Source organism: Martelella mediterranea DSM 17316, assembly GCF_002043005.1.
GTDB lineage: Bacteria > Pseudomonadota > Alphaproteobacteria > Rhizobiales > Rhizobiaceae > Martelella > Martelella mediterranea.
This window is the reverse complement of record NZ_CP020330.1, coordinates 337,937-360,060: the sequence shown is the minus strand read 5'-3', so window position 1 is coordinate 360,060 and position 22,124 is coordinate 337,937. Positions and strand designations below refer to the sequence as shown.

Sequence of the window (22,124 nt, the reverse complement as noted above, 5' to 3'; positions counted from 1 at the left end):
GACATGGTATTCATTTGACGGCCCCGGCTGTCAGCCCGCGCACATAGTAGCGCTGCAGCGCCAGGAACATCACGATGCAGGGGATCATGGTGAGGGAAATGCCGGCCTGGAGCGCGCCCCAGTCGATGATGCCGTAAATGCCGGAGGAGACGTTCACCAGCATGATCGGCAGGGTGAACTTGTTCTGGTCCGACAGGAAGATCAGCGCCGCCAGGAACTCGTTCCAGGAATTGAGGAAGGCGAACATCACGACGGTGGCCACGCCCGGCAGCGCCAACGGCATCAGGATGCGGCGTACCAGTGTCCATTGCGACGCGCCATCAATGCGCGCGGCCTCGACCAGCGCCTTCGGGATCGCATCGAAAGCGTTGCGCATCATGAAGATCGAAAACGGCAGTTGGAACGTGGTGTAGATCAGCACCAGGCCCAGAAGGCTGTTCTGCAGATGCAGGAACTTCAGGATCAGGAACAGCGGCGTCAGGATCGACTGGAACGGGATCATCATCGTCGCCATGACGAGAACGAAGATCAGCGTCTGGCCGGGGAAACGGAACTTGGAAAACCCGTAACCGGCAGGCACCGCGACGGCCACGGTGAAGGCGATGGTGCCGAGTGCGATCAGCACCGAATTGGTCGCGTAGACATACCATCCGGCCCCGACATTTTCGAGACGGCGGTAATTCTCCAGCGAAAACGCCTTGGAAAACAGCGCCACCGGATGGGCCAGCGCCTCTGCCGCCGGCTTGAAGGAATTGGCGAATGACCAGATGATCGGCATCAGGAAGAACACCGCCAGAATGATCATCGCCAGAAGCATGAGGAGACGGCCGGCAACCGCGCCATAGCCTTCATCTGCTTCCATGAACAGGTCTTTGACTTTCATCGTCCGTCCTCCGGCCGCTGGCGCATGAAGGAAAGCTGGATCGAGCTGATGGCGACGAGAACGACCAGCAGGGCGAAGGAAAGGGCGGAACCGTAGCCCAGCCGATAGGACGAGAACGACGCGAGATAGATGGTGAACACCGCCGAGATCGTGCTGTTGTTCGGCCCGCCCTGGGTGATGATGAAGAACTGGTCGAAGGCGAGCATGGACGAGGTCACGTTCAGGATCAGCGCCAGCAGAACCGAATTGCGCATCAGCGGCAGGGTGATACGGCGGAAGCGACTGAAGGGGCTCGCGCCATCGATCCGGGCGGCCTCGATCACATCATTGGGGATGCTCTGCAGGCCGGTCAGAAGGATGACCATGGTGAAGCCGGCGGTTTTCCAAACCACCATGAGAATGATCACGGCGAGCGCCGGCCAGAAACTTTCGAGCGGCCGCGGCGCCTGATCGACAAGGCCAAGCCCGGTCAGAAGCCGCGCGAACACGCCGCTATCGGGGTTCAGCAGCCAGAGCCACAGCGTGGAGGCCGCACCAAAGCCGATGACCACCGGCATGAAGAACACCGTGCGGAAGAAACCGACACTGCGCAGCGGTCGGTCGACCAGAAGCGCCAGCGGCAGGGCGACGGCCATGATCGCGGTGGTGACCAGCACCGTATAGAGCAGGGTGAAGCCGAAGGACTGCCAGAGCTGGCTATCGCCCAGAAGCTCGGCATAGTTTTCGAGGCCGATGAACTTACGGCGGCCGAGCAGCGGCCAGCGGAAGAAGCTCATCCACACCGTCATGACCAGCGGAATGATGAACAGGCCGATGATGAACACCATGCTCGGCGCGATGAAGGCGAGGCCCAGCCAGCCATGCGGCTCATCGCTGCCCGCCTGCCGGCGTTTCTGTAACGCGCGCTTGAGAAACAAGACGTCAAATCCCTGAGTTTGGTGATGTCTGCGGGGCTTTCCCGAGGCTCTGCTATCCCCTGCGGGGGGAGGGACGCGGGCGGCGCGGGCCGCCCGCAGCCGGGCGTCACGGATTGGTGCGGTCGAGGATCTTGGTGAAATCCTCCTGCGCGGTTGCGATCGCGCCATCCACATCATCGCCGAAGACCGCGCTCTGGATCAGGTTCAGGAACGGTCCGGTGCGGCTGACGAAAAGCTCGTCCGAAGCGTAGGTGTAGGGCGTGCGCGCCTTGGACAGGATGTCATAGGCGATGAGGTTGCGCGGGTCGAAATTGGCATAGGCCTCTTCCGCCAGATCGGTGCGCGAGGGCATGCCGGCTTCCTGCGTGATGAACACCTGCTGTTCGGGCTCCATGTAGAACTTCACGAAATCCTCGATCACGGCCTTCTTTTCGGGCGCGATGCCCTTGATCATGGCGAGCGTGTCGCCGCCGGCAAAGCTCGACTGGCCGCCCGTCGGGCCGGGGATCGGGGCAACGGCGAAGTTGACATCCGGATAATTGCTGTCGAGCAGGTTGACGATGTAGGACCCGGTCATCAGCACGCCGACCTTGCCCGAGGCAAAGGCCTCGACGGCATTGTTGCCGTTGCCGGAGCGCGACGTCGGGTGGATCGTGCCGGCCTGCCACATTGTGCGGTAGTCTTCCAGCGTTTCGCGCATGGCCGGCGTGTCGATCGTCGCTTCGCGGCCGTCATCGGTCAGGATATCGGCATCGGCCGCCCAGATATGCGGCAGGAAGTCGTAGATCAGCCAGCTTCCCGAATTGGCGACGAAGTAGAAGCCGTAGATGTCGTCGCCGAGCGCGCTGATCTTCTCGGCGTCTTCGACGATCTCGTCGAGTGATGCGGGGGCCTTCTCGGGATCGAGGCCGGCTTGTTCGAACAGGTCGGTATTATAGGCGATGATCGAGGCGTCGGGCAGGGCGGGAACGCCGTAGATCTTGCCGTCATAGGTGGCCAGCCGGATATGGGACGGGCTGAGCGCATCGGCATAGGGCAGGCTCTCGACGAAGCCGGTCATGTCTTCCAGCGTGTCGTTGGCTGCGAATGTCGGCAGATAGATCAGGTCAAGCACCGCGCCTTCGGGCGGCGCGCCGCCGGCGATCGCGGCGCCGAGCTTCGGGACCATCTGTTCGGCGATGACCGCGGTGACGTTGACGGTATCGTCATGGGCGGCGTTGTACTTCTCGGCGAGCGCCTGCAGCACGGCGGCCGACGAGGTGCGAACCCAGAGGTTTACCTCCTCCGCCTGGGCCCATGAAGCGGATGCCGCCAGCGCGACTGCGGCAAGCATGAGTTTGGTTTTCAGCATGTCATTCCCCTTCTCGTTTTCGTCATTCCTCTTGACGTTTGATAACGGTATGGGAGAAAAATTTCGTTGTCGACAATTTGTGTTCATCTGCTTGCAAAAACCTTTTTGCAACATTGTTTTTGTTTGATAAAAGCTTTTATCAGGGAATTGGAACCGTCATGATAAAGCCCATTCAGCATCGCCGATGCACCCTCAGGGATGTCGCCAAGGCGGCCGATGTCAGCCTGTCGACGGCGTCGAATGCGCTGAACGGCGTTGGTCGTGTCAATGCCGAGACACGCGAGCGGGTGCTGCGGGTGGCAACGGAAATCGGCTTCCGGCCGAACGCGCTCGCCCGCAGCCTATTGAGTCGCCGAAGCCTCACCATCGGCATCATCACGGACGATACCTATGGCCGGTTGACCCTGCCGATCAGTTCCGGCGTCTCGGAGATTCTGGTCGATCACGGCGTCTCGGCGTTCCTCTGCGCCACCAGTGGCGACAAGCGGCTCGCCGAGCTCCATCTTCAGGCGCTGCTCGACAAGCAGGTCGACGGCATCATCCTGACGGCGACGCGCCTCGACGTCGATCCCCCCATCGATCTCACCGCCCTTAACATTCCAGTCGTTTATGCCTTCGCGGCCGGGCCACCGCACAGCACCAGTTTCGTTCCCGACGACGCCCACGGCGCAATGCTGGCAATCGCCTGTCTCGAGGAGGCCGGCTGCCGCGACATTCTCCACATCACCGGGCCTGAAACCTGGCTTGCGGCCCGACATCGCGCGGCGGCCTATCGTGCACGATGCCGGCCGGCCTCACCGGTGATGTTCGGAGAATGGTCGGAGGAATGGGGCCACGCGGCGATCGAGCAGGTGCTGGCCACGCGCGAAAAGCTCCCCGACGGGATCTTCTGCGGCAGCGACGAAATCGCCCGCGGCGCCCTCGATGGATTGCGCGACCACGGCATTTCGGTGCCGGACGATGTCTCGGTGGTCGGTTTCGACAACTGGGAAGTCGTGTCGCGTCAGACCCGTCCGCCGCTGACGACCATCGATATGGAGCTCAAGGAAATCGGTCACCGCGCCGGCCTCGCGATGCTGCAGCTGACCCGGAACGAGCCGGTCGACAAGGGCATCATCCGGCTTCCGTGTTCGCTCGTTCGGCGCGAAAGCGTTGCGAGGCGACCGGACGATGGCCCAATCCTTCTACGGTCGCGTGACTAAGTCCTTCGGGTTGAAATAAAAGCCAGCGCGAACGGAAGCGGCTTCAACCTCGGGCAACGCTCAGGCTGAGCTGAGCGGGGATGGTGAGGTCGCGCACGATCGCGGCAACGCGCTCCGGCGTATAATGATCCGTCTCGTGCAGCATATTGACCGTGGCGACCAGTTCGCCGCCGAGAATGACCGGCAGGTTGACCACCGACTGGCAGCCGAGCGAGTCGATCAACTCATAGTCCGAGAACACCTTGGCGATGTCCTCGATCGTGTTGGCGACGAAGGGGCGGCGTTCGATATGGACGATGTCGAACCAGGCGTCGCGGTGGATCGGCTTGGTGCCGGTCGCCGGATAGGATTTGGGGTCGCTGGTATAGGCCCGGCGCGCAAGTCCCGCCTCCATGTCCACCGTCATCACCGTGAACAGCTTCACGCCGACGGTGGCCTCGGTCAGCGCCTGAAGTGCTTCGAAGGCGGCGTCGGCTGTGGTGGCGGCCGCGATGTCGGTGGCAAAGCGGGCGAGCGCCGTTTCGGTGGTCATGTCAGTGTCCTTCGGTATGTCCGCCGCTCGCCGCATAGAGCTCGCGGGCGTAGGGGTGGGTAAGCGTGCCGGCCTTGAGCTTGTCGACGCCGGCGATCTCGACGATCTGTCCGCGCCGCATCACCGCCAGCCGGTCGCAGAGAAACGAGACCACCGGCAGGTTGTGGGTGACGAGCAGGAAGGTGAGGTTCTGCTCGGCGCGCAGACGCTTCAGCAGGTTGAGGATTTCAGCCTGTACCGAGACGTCGAGCGCCGATGTCGGTTCGTCCAGAAGCAGGATTTTCGGTTCCAGCATCAGGGCGCGGGCAATCGCCACGCGCTGGCGCTGACCGCCGGAAAGCTGGTGCGGAAAGCGGAACCGGAAACGGCGGTCGAGGCCGACGGCGACCAGCATCGCCTCCACCCGTTCGGAACGGTTGCCGACCCCGTGGATGGCAAGCGGTTCGGAAAGCGTGGCGTCTATGGTCTTGCGCGGATGGATCGAGCCGTAGGGGTCCTGGAACACCATCTGGCAAATGCGGGCGAAATCCTTGTCGAGTTTCTTGCCGCGCGGTTTGCCTAGAACGGCGATATCGCCGGTCCAGTCCGGCGCAAGCCCGGCGATGGCGCGCAGGATGGTCGATTTGCCCGATCCGCTCTCGCCGACAAGCGCGAAACTCTCGCCCTCGGCAACGGCGAGGCCAGCACCGAAGACGACCTTGGTGTCGCCATAGGAAATATCGACATTGTTCAGGGAAAGCGCGCTCATCACGTGTCTCCCCGTTCCAGCACCGGCAGGAAATCGCGGTCCTCGTCCATGCGCGGCATCGCCGCCAAGAGCCCGCGCGTATAGGGATGGCGCGCCTGCGAAAGCTCGGAGGCCACGCATTCCTCGACGATCTCGCCGGAGCGCATCACCAGAATGCGGTCGCAATAGCGTGAGACGAGATCGAGATCGTGGCTGATGAAGATCAGCCCCATGCCCTTGTCGCGGACCAGCCTGTCCATGATGTCGAGCACCTGGCCCTGCACCGAAACGTCGAGTGCGGAGGTCGGCTCGTCGGCAATCAAGAGGTCCGGTTCGGGGATCAGCATCATCGCGATCATCACCCGCTGGCCCATGCCGCCGGAGACCTCGTGCGGATAAAGGCCCATCACCCGTTCGGGATCGTCGATCCGCACCGATTCCAGCATGGCGATGCTGCGTTCGCGGATTGCGTGACGCGACAGCGAGAAATGCGCGGCCAGCGCTTCGCCGATCTGGGCGCCGATGGTCAGCACCGGGTTGAGCGAGAATTTCGGGTCCTGCATCACCATCGAGATCCGCGCGCCCCGGATTTTCCGCATCTGCCGGGGCGATTGCGCCAGAATGTCGATGCCGTCGAAATCGAGCCGGTCGGCTGTGACGCGGCCCGGCGGGGCGATCAGTCTCAGGATCGAGCGGCCGGTCATCGATTTGCCGGAGCCGGATTCGCCGACGATGCCAAGCCGCTCGCGACCAAGCGTGAAGGAGAGCCCCTTCACCACCTCGACACGGCCCTTATGGGTCGGGAAGGAAACGCGGAGGTTTTCGATATCGAGCAATGCCGTCATCGTCCCGCCCCCTGTTTCGGATCGAGCACGTCGCGCAAGCCGTCGCCGAGGAAGCAGAAGCCGAGGCTGACGGCCAGGATCGCAAAGCCCGGCATAGTCGCCACCCACCACTGATCCAGGATGAAGGCGCGCCCGCGCGAGATCATCGCGCCCCATTCAGGAAGCGGCGGCTGTGCGCCAAGCCCGATGAAGCCGAGGCCCGCCGCCGTCAGGATGATGCCGGCCATGTCGAGGGTGACGCGGATGATCATCGAGGAGGTGCAGAGCGGCAGGATGTGGCGGAAGATGATCCGCGACGAGGATGCGCCCTGCATCCGGACGGCATCGATGAATTCGGAATTGCGGAAGGTCATGGTCTCGGCGCGGGCGATGCGGGCATAGGCCGGCCAGGCGGTGATCGCGATCGCGATGATCGCGTTCTCGATGCCCGGCCCGAGGGCGGCGACAAAGGCAAGCGCGAGGATCAGCTTCGGCATCGACAGGAATACATCGGTAATGCCCATCATGATCCGGTCGGTCCAGCCGCCGAAATAGGCCGAGACCGCGCCGGCGAGAAGGCCGATCGGCGCGGAGATGATCGCAACCAGAGCCACGATCATCAGCGTGATCCGCGCGCCGTAGATAACGCGGGAGAGGATGTCGCGGCCGAGTTCGTCCGTGCCCATCCAGTGTTGCAGGCTCGGCGGCTGCAGACGTTCGCCAAGCGACTGGCCGAAGGGCGAATAGGGCGCCAGCCACGGGGCGAAGACAGCCATGACGATCAGCAGCAACACGATCGCGAGCCCGATGGCGGCGAGCGGATTGCCAAGCAGCGCAAGACCGGCGCGATAGGATGCGCCAAGCCGCGCCTGCAGCAGCGATGTGGGAGAATCGGCCAGGAGCCAGTCGCGTGTTGTCATCGGCGGGCCCTCGGGTCGATGACGCGATAGAGCACGTCGGAGAGTTTGTTGATCAGGATGAAAACCGCGCCGACCACCAGCGTCGCGCCGAGAACGGCATTCATGTCGGCGTTCAGCAGCGCGGTCGTCAGGTAATTGCCGATGCCGGGCCAGGAAAACACCGTCTCGATCATCACCGAGCCCTCGAGCAGGCCGGCAAAGGACAGGCCGATCACGGTGATCAGCGGCACCAGGATCGGACGGAAGGCATGACGCCAGATCACCAGCCATTCGGCAACGCCCTTGACCCGCGCTGTGGTGACGAAATCCTGGCCGAGCTGGTCGAGCATGAAGGAGCGGGTCATGCGGGCGATATAGGCGAGGCTGAAGAAGCCCAGCACCGAGGCCGGCAGGATGATATGCGAGATGGCGTTGAAGAAGATGTCGGTTTCGCCGGCGATCAGGCTGTCCACCAGAATGAGCCCGGTCACTGGCGGCACCAGCCCGTCATAGAAGATATCGAGCCGCCCCGGCCCGCCGACGAGGCCGAAGCGGGCATAAAACAGCGCTAACCCGACGAGGCCGAGCCAGAAGGCGGGCACCGAATAGCCGAGCATGCCGATGACGCGGATGACCTGATCGAGCGGGCGGCCCCGATGGGCCGCGGCATAAACCCCCATGGGTACACCGAGCAGAACGCCGATAATAATGCCGATCGTCGCCATTTCCAGCGTCGCCGGGAAGAAGCGGGCGAGATCGTCGGAGACCAGCCTTCCGGTGGATACCGAGCGGCCGAAATCGCCGGAAAGCACGTTGACGACATAATGAAAGAACTGCACCGGCAGCGGCTGGTCGAGCCCCATCTGCACGCGGGCGGCCTCGTAGACTTCCGGCGTCGCGCGATCGCCGACCACCGCAAGCACCGGATCGATCGGGATCACCCGGCCGATGAAGAAGGTGATGGCGAGGAGGCCGAGAAAGGTGAACGCGATGGTGACCAGCACCGAGGCGATGGCGCCCAGCATGCGTCCGCCGCGCCTGATGCGCGACGGTCCGGCCACGGGCATCGTTTCGTTTGTCGGGCCGGCTGGCTCAAAACTCAATTCGGGTCTTTCCCTTGTCTGGCGGGAGGCTCTGCCGCCGCAAGGCGCGGCGCGATGAATATTTTCGCTTGGATAATACAAGTATTTTTGCTTAGATCAAAAAAATTTTGATCGGGATGGAATATGCGCGAAACGCTCGCCGCCATGCGGGACACGACACAACCCCGGGTCGGATCGATCATCCGGGCCCGCCGGCAGCAGATGCAGATGACGCTGACGGCGCTCAGCCAGGCATCGGGCGTCTCCGTCGGCTATCTGAGCCAGGTCGAACGCGACCAGGCCGTGCCCTCGCTCGGCACGCTGGCGCAGATCGCCCGGGCGCTGAAGGTCGGCATCGACTATTTCATAGCCACTCCGGCGCCGCGTGATGCGCTGACGCGGGAAGGCGAACGCACCAAGTTTTCCGTCGACGGCTCCTCGGTGACCTATGAGCGCCTCGGCGCCGATTTCCCCGGCAATACACTCTCCTCCTTTCTGATGACCGTGCCGCCGGGCTATCGCTCGGAAGTGGTCAGCCATGAAGGCGAAGAGATCATCTACGTGCTGGAGGGATCGATCACCCAGCGCGTCGACAACGACGAAATGATCATGTCGGCGGGCGACAGCCTGCATTTCCGCGGCAGCCAGCCGCATGCATGGTCGAACCATACGGACAGGCCGGCAAAGCTTCTCTGGGCGGGAACGCTGGCGCTCTTCCGATCCAATGCCGCCCCGAAACCAGCCGCACAGACGGCGAAACCGAACCAGAAAGAGGAGAACTGACCATGAAACTCTTCAAAGCCGCATTGCTCGCGGCAGCGCTGACCCTGCCGATGGGCGCGGGGTCTGCCATGGCCGACACGCCCGCAAACATGCTGGTCGTCGCTCAGAACATCGACGATATCGTCGCCATCGACCCGGCCCAGGCCTATGAATTCACATCCGGCGAGCTCGTCACCAACACCTATGACCGGCTGGTGCAGTATGACGCCGAGGACCCGACCGTGCTTTCGGCCGGCCTTGCCAGCGAATGGACGGCCGATGATGAGGCCAAGACCATCACCTTCACGATGCGCGACGATGCCACCTTCTCCTCCGGCAATCCTGTCCGTGCCGAGGATGTGGCGTTTTCGCTCGGCCGCGTCATCAAGCTGAACCTGACGCCCGCCTTCATCCTTGCCCAGCTCGGCTGGACGCCGGAGAATGTCGACGACATGGTGACCGTCGACGGCAACACCGTCACGATCAAATATGATGGTGATTTCTCTTCCGCCTTCGTGCTCAACGTGCTCGCCTCCCGTCCGGCCTCGATCGTCGACGAAAAGGAAGTGATGGCGCACGAGACCGACGGCGACATGGGCAATGCCTGGCTGAATTCCAATACCGCCGGCTCCGGCCCCTTCAGCCTTGCCGATTACCGTCCCGCAGAACTGATCCGGCTGACCGCCAACCCGGACTACTTCAAGGGCGCGCCGGCGATGGAATCGGTCATCATCCGTCATGTCGCCGAATCGGCGACGCAGCAATTGCTGCTGACCTCCGGCGATGTCGACCTTGCCCGCAACCTGACGCCGGACCAGATCGCCTCCATCGAAGGCGACGGCATCAAGGTCGAGACCTTCCCGCAGGCCGCCGTCCACTTCCTGTCCTTCAACCAGAAGGACGAGGCGCTCCAGCCCGAGGCCGTCTGGGAAGCCGCGCGCTATCTCGTCAATTACGAGGGCATGACCGACAGCTTCCTAAAGGGCCAGATGGAAATCCATCAGGCGTTCTGGCCGAAGGGTTTTCCGGGTTCCTATGATGAAAACCCCTATACCTACGACCCCGAGAAGGCCAAGCAGATCCTCGCCGATGCGGGCGTCGAAACCCCGATCAACGTGACGCTCGACGTCATCAATTCGGCGCCGTTCACCGACATGGCGCAGTCGCTGCAGGCAAGCTTCGCCGAAGCCGGCATCAATTTCGACATCATTCCGGGAACCGGCGCGCAGGTCATCACCAAGTATCGCGACCGCACCCATGAGGCGATGCTGCTCTACTGGGGGCCAGACTTCATGGACCCGCATTCGAACGCCAAGGCCTTCGCCTACAATGCCGATAATTCCGACGACAATTATCAGGCAACCACCACCTGGCGGAATGCCTGGGCCGTGCCGGATGACATGAACAAGGAAACCATGGCCGCGCTTTCGGAATCCGATCCGGACAAGCGTCTTGAGATGTATGTCGACCTGCAGAAGAAGGTGCAGGAAACCTCGCCGATCATCATCATGTTCCAGGCCGCCTACGAGGTTGCCATGCAGGATGACGTCGAAGGTTACGTCAACGGCGCGACCTCTGACTTCGTCTATTACCGGCTGGTGACGAAATAGTTTTTTGACACAAGTCTGCGACCACAGCGAAACATTGAAGGCCGCTCCCGAAAACGGGGCGGCCTTTTGTCATTTCAATGCCGCGCCATCGTCGTGGATCAGAGGATGATGCCGTTGCGGAAGGGGTCGTTGGGGTGGAATACCAGTTCGGCCACCGACATGACATAGGCTTGGCCGGTGATCGAGGGGATCACGCCGCCCTTGTGTCCGGCCCTGTAGGAAAGCCGATAGGTGGAGCCGATAATGCTCTCCTGCACGATTTCCTGTCCTTCTCCCAGTTGACCGGCTGCGGCAAGGCAGGCGAGCCGCGCCGAACAGCCGGTCCCGCAGGGGGAGCGGTCATAGGCGTCGTCCGGGCAGAGCACGAAATTGCGGCTGTGCGCCGCCGCATCGCCGGCAGGACCATAAAAGATGACATGGTCGACCGGTTCGCCGTTCTCGCCGCCGATCTTCTGTGCATTGAGCGCGGTCCGGGTGGCGACGGCGAGATCGGTAAGCTGGCGGATATTCTCCGGGATCACCGGGATCGGGCTCGGATCGACCAGGAAAAACCAGTTGCCGCCATAGGCGACATCGCCGGTCATGGGGCCGAATTCGGGCACCTCGACCGTAACGCCGACCGCAACCCGGCGGCTTTCGATATTGGTGACGGTGACCGTGCTTTCATCCTGCACATCGACGGTGACGACGCCGGCGGGCGTTTCGATGCGATGCAGCCCCGTGCCGATCCGGCCCATGTGGTAAAGCGTGACGGCGAGGCCAATCGTGCCATGACCGCACATGCCGAGAACCGCGCCGACATCGAAATAGATGACGCCGGTGACGCAGGTCGGGTCCACCGGCGGCACCAGCAGCGCGCCGACCATGGCGACCTGGCCGCGCGGTTCCAGCACCACGGCGCGGTAGTCGTCGTAAAAGCGCGTCGCAAGCAGCGCCGCGCGTTCGGAAAGCGGGCCCGAACCGAGATCGGGAAAGCCGTCGAGGATGACCCGCGTCGGCTCGCCCGCGGTGTGGCTGTCAATCACATGCATGCGCTGCTCCCTGGCAAGGCCCGCTCCGCCGGTTTCAGGCCGCCCAGTTGGCGTACCAGGTCTTGAACTGCCGGTACTGTTCTTCGACAAAGGCCTGCTGCGGTGCCGTCAGGGCGTCGGTCTCGTTGAAGTGCAGGGTATATTCCGCGTCGCCATTCAGCACCATCAAATATTTGTAGAACAGCACGAGATCGACGCCCTCGTCGAATTTCGACAGCACCATCAGGGCTTCCTCGAGTTCGCGCGCCTTGACGCGAGCCTCGCTGTCGCCCTCGGCGGCGGTCTTGCAGAGCGAAACGAGATGCAGGACCTCCTTCGGGAGCGCGTTGCCGATGCCGGTGATCGCGCCGGTGGCGCCGCATTTGACGAAGCCGTGGAAGACCTGGGTATCGACGCCGACCATCAGGGTCAGATCGTCATTGCCGGAGGTGATGTGCTCGGCTGCGTAGGAGAGGGAGGCCGCGCCGCCGAATTCCTTGAAGCCGATCAGGTTGGGATAGTCGGCGCGCAGGGCGAAGAACAGGTCGGCGCGGGTTTCAAAGCCGTAATGCGGGCTGTTGTAGATGACGGCCGGCAGGCCGTTCGCGGCTTCGAGGATAGCCGAGAAATGCGCCTTCTGCGCCGAGACAGAGCTGCCGCGCGAGAGAACGCGCGGAATGACCATCAGGCCAGCGGCGCCGACGCGGGCGGCATGCGCCGTGATCGCCACGGCGGATTTGGTGTTGATCGCGCCGGTGCCCACGATCACCGGAACGCCGGCCTCGACCAGCGCCTCGACGCCCTGCATGCGCTGCTCGTCGGTCAGAAGCGGCCAGTCGCCCATCGATCCGCAATAGACGACAGCCGACATGCCCGCCTCGACCAGTTCCCGGCCCTTGCGCGCAAGCGCGGCGAAGTCGGGCGTGCGGTCAGCCTTGCAGGGGGTCATCAAAGCCGGAATGCAGCCGGTGAAAATCGTGTCGCTCATCTGGGGTCCTTTCATAGGCACAAGGAATTGGTCTCGGCGGGGCAATCTGCTGGCAATCTCTGGCGCTGCGGCCCGGAGCCGGTCGGTTGCAATTTCAGTACCACCGATAATCTATCTTGTCGACAAATAAAATACTTAAAAGCGAAGCGCACCTCTCCGCCTTTCGGGAAACCCGTGAAATCTAGAGCGCGATTGAGGAAACGCTGCGGGAATCCGCAGAGATATAGGCCCGGATTTGACGCACGATCTGGTCGGCATGCGCCGTAGCAAGCCGGTCGCATGCGTCTTGATCACGCGCGATCATGGCGCTGACGATGTGTTCGTGCTCGGCCACATACTGGCGCGGCAGGTCGTCGTCATAGGAGCGATAGTAAAGGCGAAGAATCCGGCGTCCGTCATCGAGCAGGCGCCGGAACAGGTCGGTATAGTATTTGTTGCGGCCGGCCTCGGCGATGGCGATGTGAAAATCGCGGTTGGCCGCGATCATGCCAAGCACGTCGCGAGCCTCGACCGCCTCGGCAAAGCGCCTCTGGTGGGCGCGTATCCCGGCCAGATCGGCCTCGTTGTAATGGATCGCCGCAAGCCGCGCGGTAACGCGGTACATCAGCGTCAGGGCATCGAAAAATGCGCCGAGCTGGACGAAATCGATGTTGGAAACGATCGTCGTGCGATTGGTCAGCGCGGTGATCAGCCCCTCCGCCGCAAGCCGGACGAGCGCCTCCCGGATGGGCGTGCGCGACATCGCAAAGCGCTCGGAAAGCTCGGTCTCGTCGATCGGGCTGCCGGGCGCGAGCTTCAGCTCGATGATTTCGTTGCGCAGGGTTTCATAGACGTGCGCCACGCCGCCGCCGCGCCTGACCTGCTGGCTCTGGAGTCCGCTGCTTTCCAACGATGTCTTGGCCATAATGCTCCGCTCTCCGGTAATTTTGGTCAATATGCAACACTCCATGCACACAATCCATCTTGCGCTTTAAATTTTTTTTGTCGACATAATAAATTTTCGGCATTAATGTGACGACCTGTTCCACGATGATCGCAAGCTGAAACGGACAGCACCAACATGAAACCCGCCCGCATGAAAATCGCTCTGATCGCGCTTGCAGCGGTCAAGTCTCCGCGCGGCGGCAGCGGGCCGGAGTGCTTTGGGCCTGCCATGAAGGGAGAAAGCTGATGCCGTGCGATACGGAAAAAGTCTTCCGCCTTGCGGCGGCGCCGGATGCGGCGCGGCGGGTCTTCGCCTATCTGCTCGACGGCCTCAACGAAGATGTCGGCAAGGGCCTGACCACCGCCTCGGTCTACGATCTGCCGCGCATGCGCTCGCGCCGGGTGTTTTCCGAGGATGTCGAGGCTTATGAGCCCGGCGGCTTCAAGCCGCTTGAGAAAAACCGTTATTTCGACACGGTCATCGCCGGCAACCGGCATTTCAGCACGACCAGCATAGATGAGATCGCGGAGGTGTTTTTCGACTGGGAAAAGATCCGTGATCTCGGCTTCGAATCCAACATGAACCTTCCGGCGATAGCCGACGGACGCGTGATCGGAACAGTCAACATGCTGGGTAAGCGGGGCCACTTCACGCCCGAGACTGTCGCAAGGGCCCTCGCCTGGCAGCCGGCGGTGACCATGGCATTCCTTCTCTTGCATCTTGAAGACATCGAAACGGCGACATTTCACCCGGCATGACGGAAACAACCCGACCAAGGATGTCCAAGGGGCCGGAGAGTCCCGCTGAATGGCCCTCAAAGGGCCGCATAAACCCGATGAAAATATCTCAACCCGGAGAAACCGATCCATGAAAACAGCACTTACAGCAGCGATCCTCTCCTCGGCGCTCGCCGCGCCGCTGGCCGCGCAGGCCGAGGATTACAACATCGCCTTCCTCGCCGCCTCGTCGCAGAACGGCTTCAACCAGGCGATCTATGCCGGCATCGAGGAAGCGGCCGCCAAATACGACAACGTCAAGACCCAGATCTTCGACGGCGAGTTTTCGGCCACCGCGCAGTTCTCGCAGGTCGAGGATATCGCCGCCGGCGGCAAGTTCGATGCGATCATCATAACGCCGAACGACACAGTGGGTATCGCGACCGCCCTCGAAGAGGCCATCAAGGCCGGCGTCAAGGTTGGCACGACGCTGTTCCCGGTCGGCCCCGAACTGTCGAACATGGAACCGCAGGTGCCCGGCCTCACCGTCACCGTCGCCTCCGATCCGGTCGTCGGTGCAACCGCGCAGGCCGATGCCGTGGTCGATTACTGCGCCGACAAGGACCCCTGCAAGGTCGTTGTCCTGATCGGCCAGCTCATCTACCCCTTCGACAATCTGCGCAACGACACCTACAAGAAGATTCTCGGCGAACACGACAATATCGAGATCGTCGCCACCGGCGAGGGCAACTACTCGCCCCAGACCTCGATGGTCGCCATGCAGGACATCCTGCAGGCCCATCCGGACATCGACGTCGTTCTCTCCAATGCCGACCAGCACCTGATGGGCGCGGAGATCGCGATCGAGGATGCGGGCCTCGACATGTCCGAGCTCTACACCATCGGCGGCGGGCTGAACCAGATCGCCGTTGACGCCATCAAGGCCGGCACCTGGAGCGGCACACTGGCGCAGTTTCCGAAATCCGAGGGCGAGGCCGCGCTCGACGCCGTCGTCAAGGCGCTGAACGGCGAAACGGTCCCGACCTGGATTGACGAATACTCCCTGCGTCAGACCCCGAAGATCGTCACCAAGGAATGGCTCGACGCCAATCCTGATTTCGAGCCGGAATGGCAGGGCTGATCCAAATCTTCCCGGTGCGCATCTGACGCGCCGGAACCCGACTTCACACAGCGCGCCTGCCTGGCCGGCGCGCTGCAGATGAAAAGGAAAGCCATGACCGATATCGCCATCCGGCTTCGGGGCGTCGCCAAGAGCTTTGGCGGCATGCGCATCCTGAATGACATCAATATCGACATTGAAAAAGGTTCGGTTCACGCGCTTGTCGGCGAAAACGGCGCCGGCAAGTCGTCGGTCGGCAAGATCATCGGCGGCTATTATTCGGCGGACGAAGGCGTCGTCGAGGTGTTCGGCGAGGCCGTCACCCGGTTTTCGCCGCGCGACGCGCTTGGCCGCGGCATCGCGATGATCCATCAGGAGCTTCAGCTCGTCCCGGAACTCACCGTACTGGAAAACGTGTTCCTGGGGCTGGAGAGCAATACCGCCGGTTTTCTGCGCAAGGGCGATCTCGCCCGCTTCCACGCGCTGGAGGAGACCTGCGATTTCGGCCTCAACCCGCATAGCCGGATCGCCGACATGCGGATCGCCGAGCGCCAGAAGGTCGAGATCATGCGCGCGATTGCCCGCGAGGCGCGGGTGATCATCATGGACGAGCCGACCTCGTCGCTGACCGAAGACGAGGCCGAGCGCCTGCACCAGTTGATCGCGCGGCTGAAGGCGCGCGACGTCACCGTGATCTATGTCAGCCATTTTCTCGATCACATCCTCGCCAATTGCGACCGGGTCACGATCATGCGCGATGGCAAGGTGATCCGTACCGACGCCATTGCCGGCGAGACCAAGAACAGCCTCGTCGACTCCATGCTGGGCGAGGCCTCGGAGATCAGTTGGCCCACTCTTCCGCCGCGTCCCGCCGAGCAGGCGACGCCGATCGTCGAGATGGAAAATGTCGCCACGGCCACCGGCCTTTCCGATATCACCCTGAAGATTTTCCCCGGCGAGATCGTCGGCCTGATCGGCCTTGTCGGTTCCGGCCGCTCGGAGGTCGCGCGCGCCCTGTTCGGCGCCGATCCGATCGTCTCCGGCCGCTATGCCATAGGGGGCGTCGTGCAGAGCCGCCGGCTCAAGGTGCCGCGCGCTATTGCCCAAGGCATCGCCTTCGTGCCCGAGGACCGGCGCAAGCAGGGCCTGGTGCTCACCCAGACGACCCGTCCCAACATCTCGCTCGCCTCGCTCGGCAACATCTCGCGCCATGGCTTCATCAACCACGGCCTGGAACGCAGCCGGGCGCGCAAGATGATCGACCATTTCGGCATCGTGCCCTCGGCCATCGACGGCAAGGTCGCCTTTTATTCCGGCGGCAACCAGCAGAAGGTGCTGTTGTCGAAATGGGCGGTGGAAAAGCCGCGCCTGCTGATCCTCGATGAACCGAGCCGGGGCGTCGATATCGGCGCCCGCCAGAGCATCCACGAATTCATCATCGAAATGGCTGAGAACGGCGTGGCCGTGCTTCTGATCTCCTCGGAACTCGAAGAGGTCATCAACCTTTCCCATCGCGGCTATCTGATGAGCGACGGCCGTATCTTCGCGGAGACCGACTGCCGGGACACCACGGTCGACGAGGCACTGCACCGCATCTTTGAAGAACAAGGCGCCGTCTCCCGCGGCAAGGAGGTCACCCAACCATGAGCGACGTTCAGACACCTGCCCGGCGTTTTTCCATCACGCCCGGCGATTTCGCCCGCGAATACGGCGTTTTGACCATCATCGTCATCCTGATGGTCGGCCTCAGCCTGATTTCCGACAGTTTCCTGACAGCCCGCAACCTGCTCAACATTGTCAACCAGTCGGCGCCGCTGGCGATCATCGCCTGCGCGCTGACGCTCGTCATCATCGGCGGCGGGTTCGACCTGTCGACGGGGGCGATTTTCGGCGTGGCCTCGGTCGCGGCCGGCTGGATCGCCGTTCATGTCGATCCTTACACGGCCATTATCGCCGGACCGCTGATCGGGTTTGCGCTCGGGACGCTGAACGGCGCGATCATTACCGGCTTCGGGGTGCATTCCTTCCTCGTCACGCTCGCCACCAGTCTCGTCTATCGCGGCATCGCAATCCTGATCACGGGCGGCGCGCTGATCCCGGTCCGGATCGCGGAGTTTTCCTGGATCGGCCGCGGACGCATCGGCATGGTCAACATCGCCGTGGTCGTGCTGATCATCTTCATGGTGATCTTCATGGTGCTGCTCAACCGCACCACATTCGGCCGCCGCGTCTTCGCCGTCGGCGGCAATGAAGAGGCCGCGATCCTTTCGGGCATCCGCACCAATCTGATCAAGATCGTCACCTTCTCGCTGTCGGGCATGGCCGCCGGTCTCGCCGGCGTGATCGCCGTGTCTCGCATCTCCATGGCATCGCCCCAGGCCGGCGTCGGCATGGAATTCGAGGCGATCGCGGCGGTGATCCTCGGCGGAACCTCGATCATGGGCGGTTCCGGCGCGATCTGGCGCTCGGTCGCGGGCGTGCTGCTGATGGCGCTGATCGGCAACGGCTTCAACATTCTCAACGTGAACCCCTTCTTCAAGGACCTCACCACCGGCGTGATCATCGTCGTCGCGGTCGCGCTTGCCGCATCGGGCCGGCGCAGCCGCTGACATCCTTCACGCATTGAACAGAGACTTTTCATGACTGACAAAATCACGCGCGTCTCGACCGATGTCGGCGGCACCTTCACCGACCTCGTCTATTTCGAGACCGACCTTGAAACCGGCGTCCAGACCGTGCGCACGGAAAAATCCGACACCACGCCGCCGGATTTCGAAAAGGGCGTTCTCAACGTTCTGGAAAAGGCGAAGGTCGATGTCGGTTCGGTCGATTTCTTCGCCCACGGCACCACCGTCGTCATCAACGCGCTGACGGAACGCAAGGGCGCGAAGGTCGGGCTGATCACCACCAAGGGCTTCCGCGATTCCATCGAGATCGGCCGCGGCAACCGGCCGGACTTCTTCAATCTCAGATACAAGAAGCCGGCTCCCTTCGTGGAGCGTTACCTCCGCCGAGAGATCGTCGAGCGGATGGATTATCACGGCAACGAGGTCACGCCGCTGGACCTCGCCTCGCTCGACGAGACGCTGGCGCTGTTCCGCGCCGAGGGCATAGAGGCTATCGCCATCAGCCTTCTGCACGCCTATGCCAACCCCGAACACGAAATCCGCCTGAAGGCCGAGGTCGAGGCGTGCTGGCCCGAGGTGACGGTGGTCGCATCGCACCAGATCACCCGCGAGTGGCGCGAATATGAGCGCACCAACACCGCCATCCTCTCGGCCTATGTCCAACCCAAGGCCCAGCGTTATCTCGAGAAGCTGGAGGCCGGTTTGACCGGCAAGGGCTATGCCGGCCAGCTGTTCATCATGCAGTCGAATTGCGGCGTCGATTCCCTCGATGCCATCAAGGCCGTTCCGATCACCATGGTCGAAAGCGGCCCGGCCTCCGGCTTCTGGGGCGCGGCCGAGCTCGGCCGGATCATCGGCGAGCCCAATATTCTGGCGCTCGACATTGGCGGCACCACCGCCAAATGTTCGCTGATCGAAAACAACCAGGTGACGATCAAGACCGATTACTGGATCGAGCGCGACGGTAAGTCCGCCGGCTACCCGATCATGGTGCCGGTGGTCGATCTGGTCGAGATCGGCAATGGCGGCGGGTCGATCGCCTGGGTCGATGATTTCGGCAAACTGCATGTCGGCCCGCATTCGGCCGGCTCCACGCCCGGCCCCGCCGCCTATGGACGCGGCGGCGAGGAGGCGACCACCACGGACGCCAATCTCGCGCTCGGGCGGATCAACAGGGATTATTTCTGCGGCGGCTCGGTCGAGGCGGATATCCCGGCGCTCGAAAAAGCGCTCGGAAAACTGGCCGAACGCATGGGCAATTCGCCCGAGGACGTCGCGCGCGGCATCATCCGCATCGCCAATTCCAACATGGTCAACGCGCTGAAGCTGGTCTCGGTCAACCGTGGCTACGACCCCCGAGACTTCACGCTCGTGGTGTTCGGCGGCGGCGGGCCGATGCATGGCGTGGCGCTTGGCCAGGAACTCGGCGTCAAGAAGGTTGTCGTGCCGCGCGGCGCGCCGGTGTTCTCCGCCTGGGGCATGATGATGTCGGACCTGCGCCGCGACTATTTCGTCACCCGGTTGATGGACAGCGCCGACCGCGAGGGCCTCGATGCCCTGCTCGCCCACACGATGGAGCGGGCGCGCGCCGAATATGCCCGCGAGGGTTTCGGCGCCGACAAGGTTTCGCTGAAGCCGATGGTGCGCTGCCGCTACCAGAACCAGGAATTCGCCGTCGAGGTGCCAGTGCCCGCCGGCCCCGTGACCGAGGAAACCCTGACGAAGATGGTCTCGGAATTCCACGAGATCTATGAGCGCGAATATACCTATCGCCTTGCCGCCGGCGTCGAGATCATCGGCCTGCATCTGGTCGCCGCCGCCGAGGTTGGCAAGCTCGAACTGGTGGCGCTGCCGAAAACTGGCGCGAAGCTGGAAGACGCGGTGAAGGGCAGGCGCATGGTCGATTACGCCACCGAAGGCCGGCATGAGGCCACCATCTATGACAGCACGAAATTCGAGCCGGGCATGAGCTTTACCGGGCCGGCGGTGATCGAGGATCCGGGCACGACCATCGTCGTCCATCCCGGCAACCGCGTCTTCATCGACGATTTCGGCAACACGCATATCGAGACGAGGGGCTGAACCATGACCGACAAGACCTTTGATCCCGTCACCTTCGACATCATCCAGAACGCGCTGGAAGCGATCGCCGACGAGATGTTCTACGCCCAGGTGAAGACCTCGATGAGCGCGATCATCTACGAGGTGCTCGACCTCTCGACCTCGATCCTCAACCCTCAAGGCGAGATCGCCGCCTCGGGGGCCGGTATCCCGGCCTTCATCGGCGTGCTGGACAAGGCGATTGCTGGCATTCTCGCCAAGTTCCCGCTCGAGGATATTCGCGAAGGCGATGTCTTCGCCTCCAACGACCCCTATTTCGGCGGCGTCACCCACCTCAACGACATGGTGCTGGCGGCGCCGGTTTTCCATGATGGCGTTATGGTCGCCTGGGTTGCCAATATCGCTCACTGGAACGATGTCGGCGGCAATGTGCCCGGTTCGATGTCGGCCGAGGCCACGGAAATCTTCCAGGAAGGCATTCGCATTCCGGCGGTGAAGCTGTTCACCGCCGGCGTCGAGAACCATGCCGTCTTCGATATTCTCAAGGTCAATTCCCGTCTGCCGGATTACCTGAACGGCGATCTGTGGGCCGCGATCGCGGGTCTGCGCATCGGCGAGCGCCGGGTGCTGGAACTGGTCGCGAAATACGGCGCGGACACGTTTGCGGCGGCCGTGACCGACTATATGGACCTCGGTGAACGCCGGGCCCGGGCGGCGCTGGCGAACATTCCGCAGGGCAGCTACAGCTTTGCCGAGGAGCAGGACAGCGGCGTGGTCAACAAGGTCACGCTGACGGTCACCGCCGACGAATTCATCGTCGACCTCACCGACAACCCGGCCCAGTCCGGCTCGCTCAACTGCTCGCGCGAGGGCACCGAGATTGCCGTGCAGCTTGCCTTCAAGGATTTCACCGATGCCGACGCGCCCGGCAATGGCGGTTTCTTCCGGCCGCTCAAGGTGGTGACCAAACCCGGCACGATCTATCATGTCGAGGCCCCCGGCGCGCTCGGCTATTATGCCGAGGTCGAGATCCGGCTGTTCGACATGCTGCTGCGGGCGATGGCCGAGCATTTCCCGGGCTCCGTGCCGGCCGGCAATTTCGCCTCGATCTGCGGCACCAATATCGGCGGTCCGCACCCCGATACCGGCCGCCATTACACCATCGTCGAACCGCAGGTCGGCGGCTGGGGCGCATGGGAAGGTTCCGATGGCGTGTCGGGCCAGTTCTCCGGCTTCCACGGCGAGACCTTCAACTGCCCGGCCGAAGTCGCCGAGGCCCGCTACGGGCTGGGGATCGAGCAGGTGGCGCTGAATTCCGAACCCGGTGGCGAGGGCCAGTGGCGAGGCGGCAAGGGCATCGAGGTGCATTACCGCGTTCGCGCCGACAACAATTTCCTCTCGGTCGGCTACACCCGCTCGCGCATGCCGCCCTGGGGCGCATCGGGCGGGCTGGACGGTTCGGTCAACTATGTCGAGGTGATGCGCCGTGACGGGACCCGCGACCGCCACGCCTTCACAACGAACCTCACGGTCAACGAAGGCGATATCATCCGCGTCGTCACCGGCAATGGCGGCGGATATGGCGACCCGAAATTGCGCAGCCGTGCCGATATCGAACGCGACCTAAAGAACGAGTATCTCACGCCGGAACGCGCCAAGGAAATCTACGGCTACGAGGTCTGATCGACCGGGCCCCGCCGCGATATCTCCATCCCTTGCCATCGCGGCAAGGGATGGGGCTGCTCTCACGCAGTCCACACCTCTCTTCAGACTGAAATGCATTCAGTTGTGTCTACCCGAACCGATCGTTCCGCGCGGGCGACCTTCGGGCAGCCTGCTTGCGTGAATGATCGCGCGGAACGGCATATGACATCTTGACTTCTGGTCT

20 protein-coding genes are annotated in these 22,124 nt (G+C 62.8%); 9 read left to right on the top strand and 11 right to left on the bottom strand.

Going from position 1 to position 22,124, the window contains the following annotated elements; all coding sequences use genetic code 11:
• Positions 1-10: 10 nt before the first annotated feature.
• From Mame_RS01675 to Mame_RS01665, 3 genes are all read right to left on the bottom strand, one after another.
• Entirely contained in the window at positions 11-817 is an 807-nt protein-coding gene (locus tag Mame_RS01675) for a carbohydrate ABC transporter permease (RefSeq protein ID WP_328286106.1), read from the bottom strand.
• A 62-nt stretch (positions 818-879) separates the two neighbouring features.
• Positions 880-1,800 carry a carbohydrate ABC transporter permease gene (locus tag Mame_RS01670; RefSeq protein ID WP_018064670.1) on the bottom strand — a complete coding sequence of 307 codons (921 nt, stop codon included), beginning with the start codon at positions 1,798-1,800 and terminating at the stop codon, positions 880-882.
• 106 nt (positions 1,801-1,906) lie between these two features.
• A complete protein-coding gene (locus Mame_RS01665) occupies positions 1,907-3,151 on the bottom strand; it encodes an ABC transporter substrate-binding protein (RefSeq protein WP_018064671.1) in 1,245 nt (414 codons plus the stop codon).
• Positions 3,152-3,312: 161 nt separating this feature from the next.
• Between Mame_RS01665 and Mame_RS01660 the strand changes: the two genes are divergently transcribed.
• Positions 3,313-4,353: a LacI family DNA-binding transcriptional regulator gene (locus Mame_RS01660; RefSeq protein WP_412768646.1), complete on the top strand. Its 1,041-nt coding sequence runs from the start codon at positions 3,313-3,315 to the stop codon at positions 4,351-4,353.
• A gap of 43 nt (positions 4,354-4,396) precedes the next feature.
• Here the strand turns inward: Mame_RS01660 and Mame_RS01655 are convergent, their stop codons facing one another.
• The 5 genes from Mame_RS01655 to Mame_RS01635 are packed head-to-tail and all read right to left on the bottom strand — an operon-like array spanning position 4,397 to position 8,438.
• Entirely contained in the window at positions 4,397-4,885 is a 489-nt protein-coding gene (locus Mame_RS01655; protein ID WP_018064673.1) for a hypothetical protein, read from the bottom strand.
• A gap of 1 nt (position 4,886) precedes the next feature.
• On the bottom strand, positions 4,887-5,633 hold the full coding sequence (locus Mame_RS01650; RefSeq protein ID WP_018064674.1) for an ABC transporter ATP-binding protein: 747 nt from the start codon (positions 5,631-5,633) through the stop codon (positions 4,887-4,889).
• Positions 5,633-6,457 carry an ABC transporter ATP-binding protein gene (locus Mame_RS01645; protein ID WP_018064675.1) on the bottom strand — a complete coding sequence of 275 codons (825 nt, stop codon included), beginning with the start codon at positions 6,455-6,457 and terminating at the stop codon, positions 5,633-5,635. The genes Mame_RS01650 and Mame_RS01645 overlap by 1 nt, the downstream gene beginning before the upstream one ends.
• On the bottom strand, positions 6,454-7,356 hold the full coding sequence (locus Mame_RS01640; protein ID WP_018064676.1) for an ABC transporter permease: 903 nt from the start codon (positions 7,354-7,356) through the stop codon (positions 6,454-6,456). The genes Mame_RS01645 and Mame_RS01640 overlap by 4 nt, the downstream gene beginning before the upstream one ends.
• Positions 7,353-8,438 carry an ABC transporter permease gene (locus Mame_RS01635; protein ID WP_018064677.1) on the bottom strand — a complete coding sequence of 362 codons (1,086 nt, stop codon included), beginning with the start codon at positions 8,436-8,438 and terminating at the stop codon, positions 7,353-7,355. Before Mame_RS01635 ends, Mame_RS01640 begins: the two co-directional genes overlap by 4 nt.
• Before the next feature lie 123 nt (positions 8,439-8,561).
• Here Mame_RS01635 and Mame_RS01630 point away from each other — a divergent pair, with 123 nt between their 5' ends.
• Both Mame_RS01630 and Mame_RS01625 read left to right on the top strand, forming a co-directional pair.
• Complete coding sequence (locus Mame_RS01630; protein ID WP_018064678.1) at positions 8,562-9,200, top strand: helix-turn-helix domain-containing protein; 639 nt, start codon at positions 8,562-8,564, stop codon at positions 9,198-9,200.
• A gap of 2 nt (positions 9,201-9,202) precedes the next feature.
• Entirely contained in the window at positions 9,203-10,789 is a 1,587-nt protein-coding gene (locus Mame_RS01625) for an ABC transporter substrate-binding protein (protein WP_018064679.1), read from the top strand.
• 98 nt (positions 10,790-10,887) lie between these two features.
• Here Mame_RS01625 and Mame_RS01620 read toward each other — a convergent pair whose 3' ends face one another.
• The 3 genes from Mame_RS01620 to Mame_RS01610 all read right to left on the bottom strand — a co-directional run bounded on the left by Mame_RS01620 (position 10,888) and on the right by Mame_RS01610 (position 13,691).
• Complete coding sequence (locus tag Mame_RS01620; RefSeq protein ID WP_018064680.1) at positions 10,888-11,820, bottom strand: 4-hydroxyproline epimerase; 933 nt, start codon at positions 11,818-11,820, stop codon at positions 10,888-10,890.
• Between the two features lie 34 nt (positions 11,821-11,854).
• The gene (locus Mame_RS01615; protein WP_018064681.1) at positions 11,855-12,787 is read right to left on the bottom strand and encodes a dihydrodipicolinate synthase family protein; all 933 of its coding nucleotides are present in this window, start codon (positions 12,785-12,787) and stop codon (positions 11,855-11,857) included.
• 181 nt (positions 12,788-12,968) lie between these two features.
• Complete coding sequence (locus tag Mame_RS01610) at positions 12,969-13,691, bottom strand: GntR family transcriptional regulator (RefSeq protein WP_018064682.1); 723 nt, start codon at positions 13,689-13,691, stop codon at positions 12,969-12,971.
• A gap of 266 nt (positions 13,692-13,957) precedes the next feature.
• Between Mame_RS01610 and Mame_RS01605 the strand changes: the two genes are divergently transcribed.
• The 6 genes from Mame_RS01605 to Mame_RS01580 all read left to right on the top strand — a co-directional run bounded on the left by Mame_RS01605 (position 13,958) and on the right by Mame_RS01580 (position 21,919).
• Positions 13,958-14,470 (top strand): hypothetical protein, encoded by a 513-nt coding sequence (locus Mame_RS01605; RefSeq protein WP_018064684.1) that lies wholly within the window; start codon positions 13,958-13,960, stop codon positions 14,468-14,470.
• Between the two features lie 109 nt (positions 14,471-14,579).
• Positions 14,580-15,569: a sugar ABC transporter substrate-binding protein gene (locus tag Mame_RS01600; RefSeq protein ID WP_018064685.1), complete on the top strand. Its 990-nt coding sequence runs from the start codon at positions 14,580-14,582 to the stop codon at positions 15,567-15,569.
• 93 nt (positions 15,570-15,662) lie between these two features.
• On the top strand, positions 15,663-17,195 hold the full coding sequence (locus tag Mame_RS01595; protein ID WP_018064686.1) for a sugar ABC transporter ATP-binding protein: 1,533 nt from the start codon (positions 15,663-15,665) through the stop codon (positions 17,193-17,195).
• Entirely contained in the window at positions 17,192-18,157 is a 966-nt protein-coding gene (locus Mame_RS01590) for an ABC transporter permease (RefSeq protein WP_018064687.1), read from the top strand. The genes Mame_RS01595 and Mame_RS01590 overlap by 4 nt, the downstream gene beginning before the upstream one ends.
• Positions 18,158-18,187: 30 nt before the next feature.
• Positions 18,188-20,257, top strand: coding sequence for a hydantoinase/oxoprolinase family protein (locus Mame_RS01585; RefSeq protein WP_018064688.1), 2,070 nt, complete (start codon positions 18,188-18,190; stop codon positions 20,255-20,257).
• Positions 20,258-20,260: 3 nt separating this feature from the next.
• Positions 20,261-21,919, top strand: a complete 1,659-nt coding sequence (locus Mame_RS01580) for a hydantoinase B/oxoprolinase family protein (RefSeq protein WP_018064689.1) — start codon at positions 20,261-20,263, stop codon at positions 21,917-21,919.
• The last annotated feature ends 205 nt before the right edge of the window (positions 21,920-22,124 follow it).

Coding starts and splice junctions, on each gene's coding strand:
- Mame_RS01675 (WP_328286106.1), bottom strand. CDS start 817: ATGCTTCTGGCGATGATCATTCTGGCGGTGTTCTTCCTGATGCCGATC.
- Mame_RS01615 (WP_018064681.1), bottom strand. CDS start 12,787: ATGAGCGACACGATTTTCACCGGCTGCATTCCGGCTTTGATGACCCCC.
- Mame_RS01620 (WP_018064680.1), bottom strand. CDS start 11,820: ATGCATGTGATTGACAGCCACACCGCGGGCGAGCCGACGCGGGTCATC.
- Mame_RS01655 (WP_018064673.1), bottom strand. CDS start 4,885: ATGACCACCGAAACGGCGCTCGCCCGCTTTGCCACCGACATCGCGGCC.
- Mame_RS01590 (WP_018064687.1), top strand. CDS start 17,192: ATGAGCGACGTTCAGACACCTGCCCGGCGTTTTTCCATCACGCCCGGC.
- Mame_RS01630 (WP_018064678.1), top strand. CDS start 8,562: ATGCGCGAAACGCTCGCCGCCATGCGGGACACGACACAACCCCGGGTC.
- Mame_RS01600 (WP_018064685.1), top strand. CDS start 14,580: ATGAAAACAGCACTTACAGCAGCGATCCTCTCCTCGGCGCTCGCCGCG.
- Mame_RS01640 (WP_018064676.1), bottom strand. CDS start 7,356: ATGACAACACGCGACTGGCTCCTGGCCGATTCTCCCACATCGCTGCTG.
- Mame_RS01625 (WP_018064679.1), top strand. CDS start 9,203: ATGAAACTCTTCAAAGCCGCATTGCTCGCGGCAGCGCTGACCCTGCCG.
- Mame_RS01585 (WP_018064688.1), top strand. CDS start 18,188: ATGACTGACAAAATCACGCGCGTCTCGACCGATGTCGGCGGCACCTTC.
- Mame_RS01605 (WP_018064684.1), top strand. CDS start 13,958: ATGCCGTGCGATACGGAAAAAGTCTTCCGCCTTGCGGCGGCGCCGGAT.
- Mame_RS01645 (WP_018064675.1), bottom strand. CDS start 6,457: ATGACGGCATTGCTCGATATCGAAAACCTCCGCGTTTCCTTCCCGACC.
- Mame_RS01595 (WP_018064686.1), top strand. CDS start 15,663: ATGACCGATATCGCCATCCGGCTTCGGGGCGTCGCCAAGAGCTTTGGC.
- Mame_RS01665 (WP_018064671.1), bottom strand. CDS start 3,151: ATGCTGAAAACCAAACTCATGCTTGCCGCAGTCGCGCTGGCGGCATCC.
- Mame_RS01610 (WP_018064682.1), bottom strand. CDS start 13,691: ATGGCCAAGACATCGTTGGAAAGCAGCGGACTCCAGAGCCAGCAGGTC.
- Mame_RS01580 (WP_018064689.1), top strand. CDS start 20,261: ATGACCGACAAGACCTTTGATCCCGTCACCTTCGACATCATCCAGAAC.
- Mame_RS01650 (WP_018064674.1), bottom strand. CDS start 5,633: ATGAGCGCGCTTTCCCTGAACAATGTCGATATTTCCTATGGCGACACC.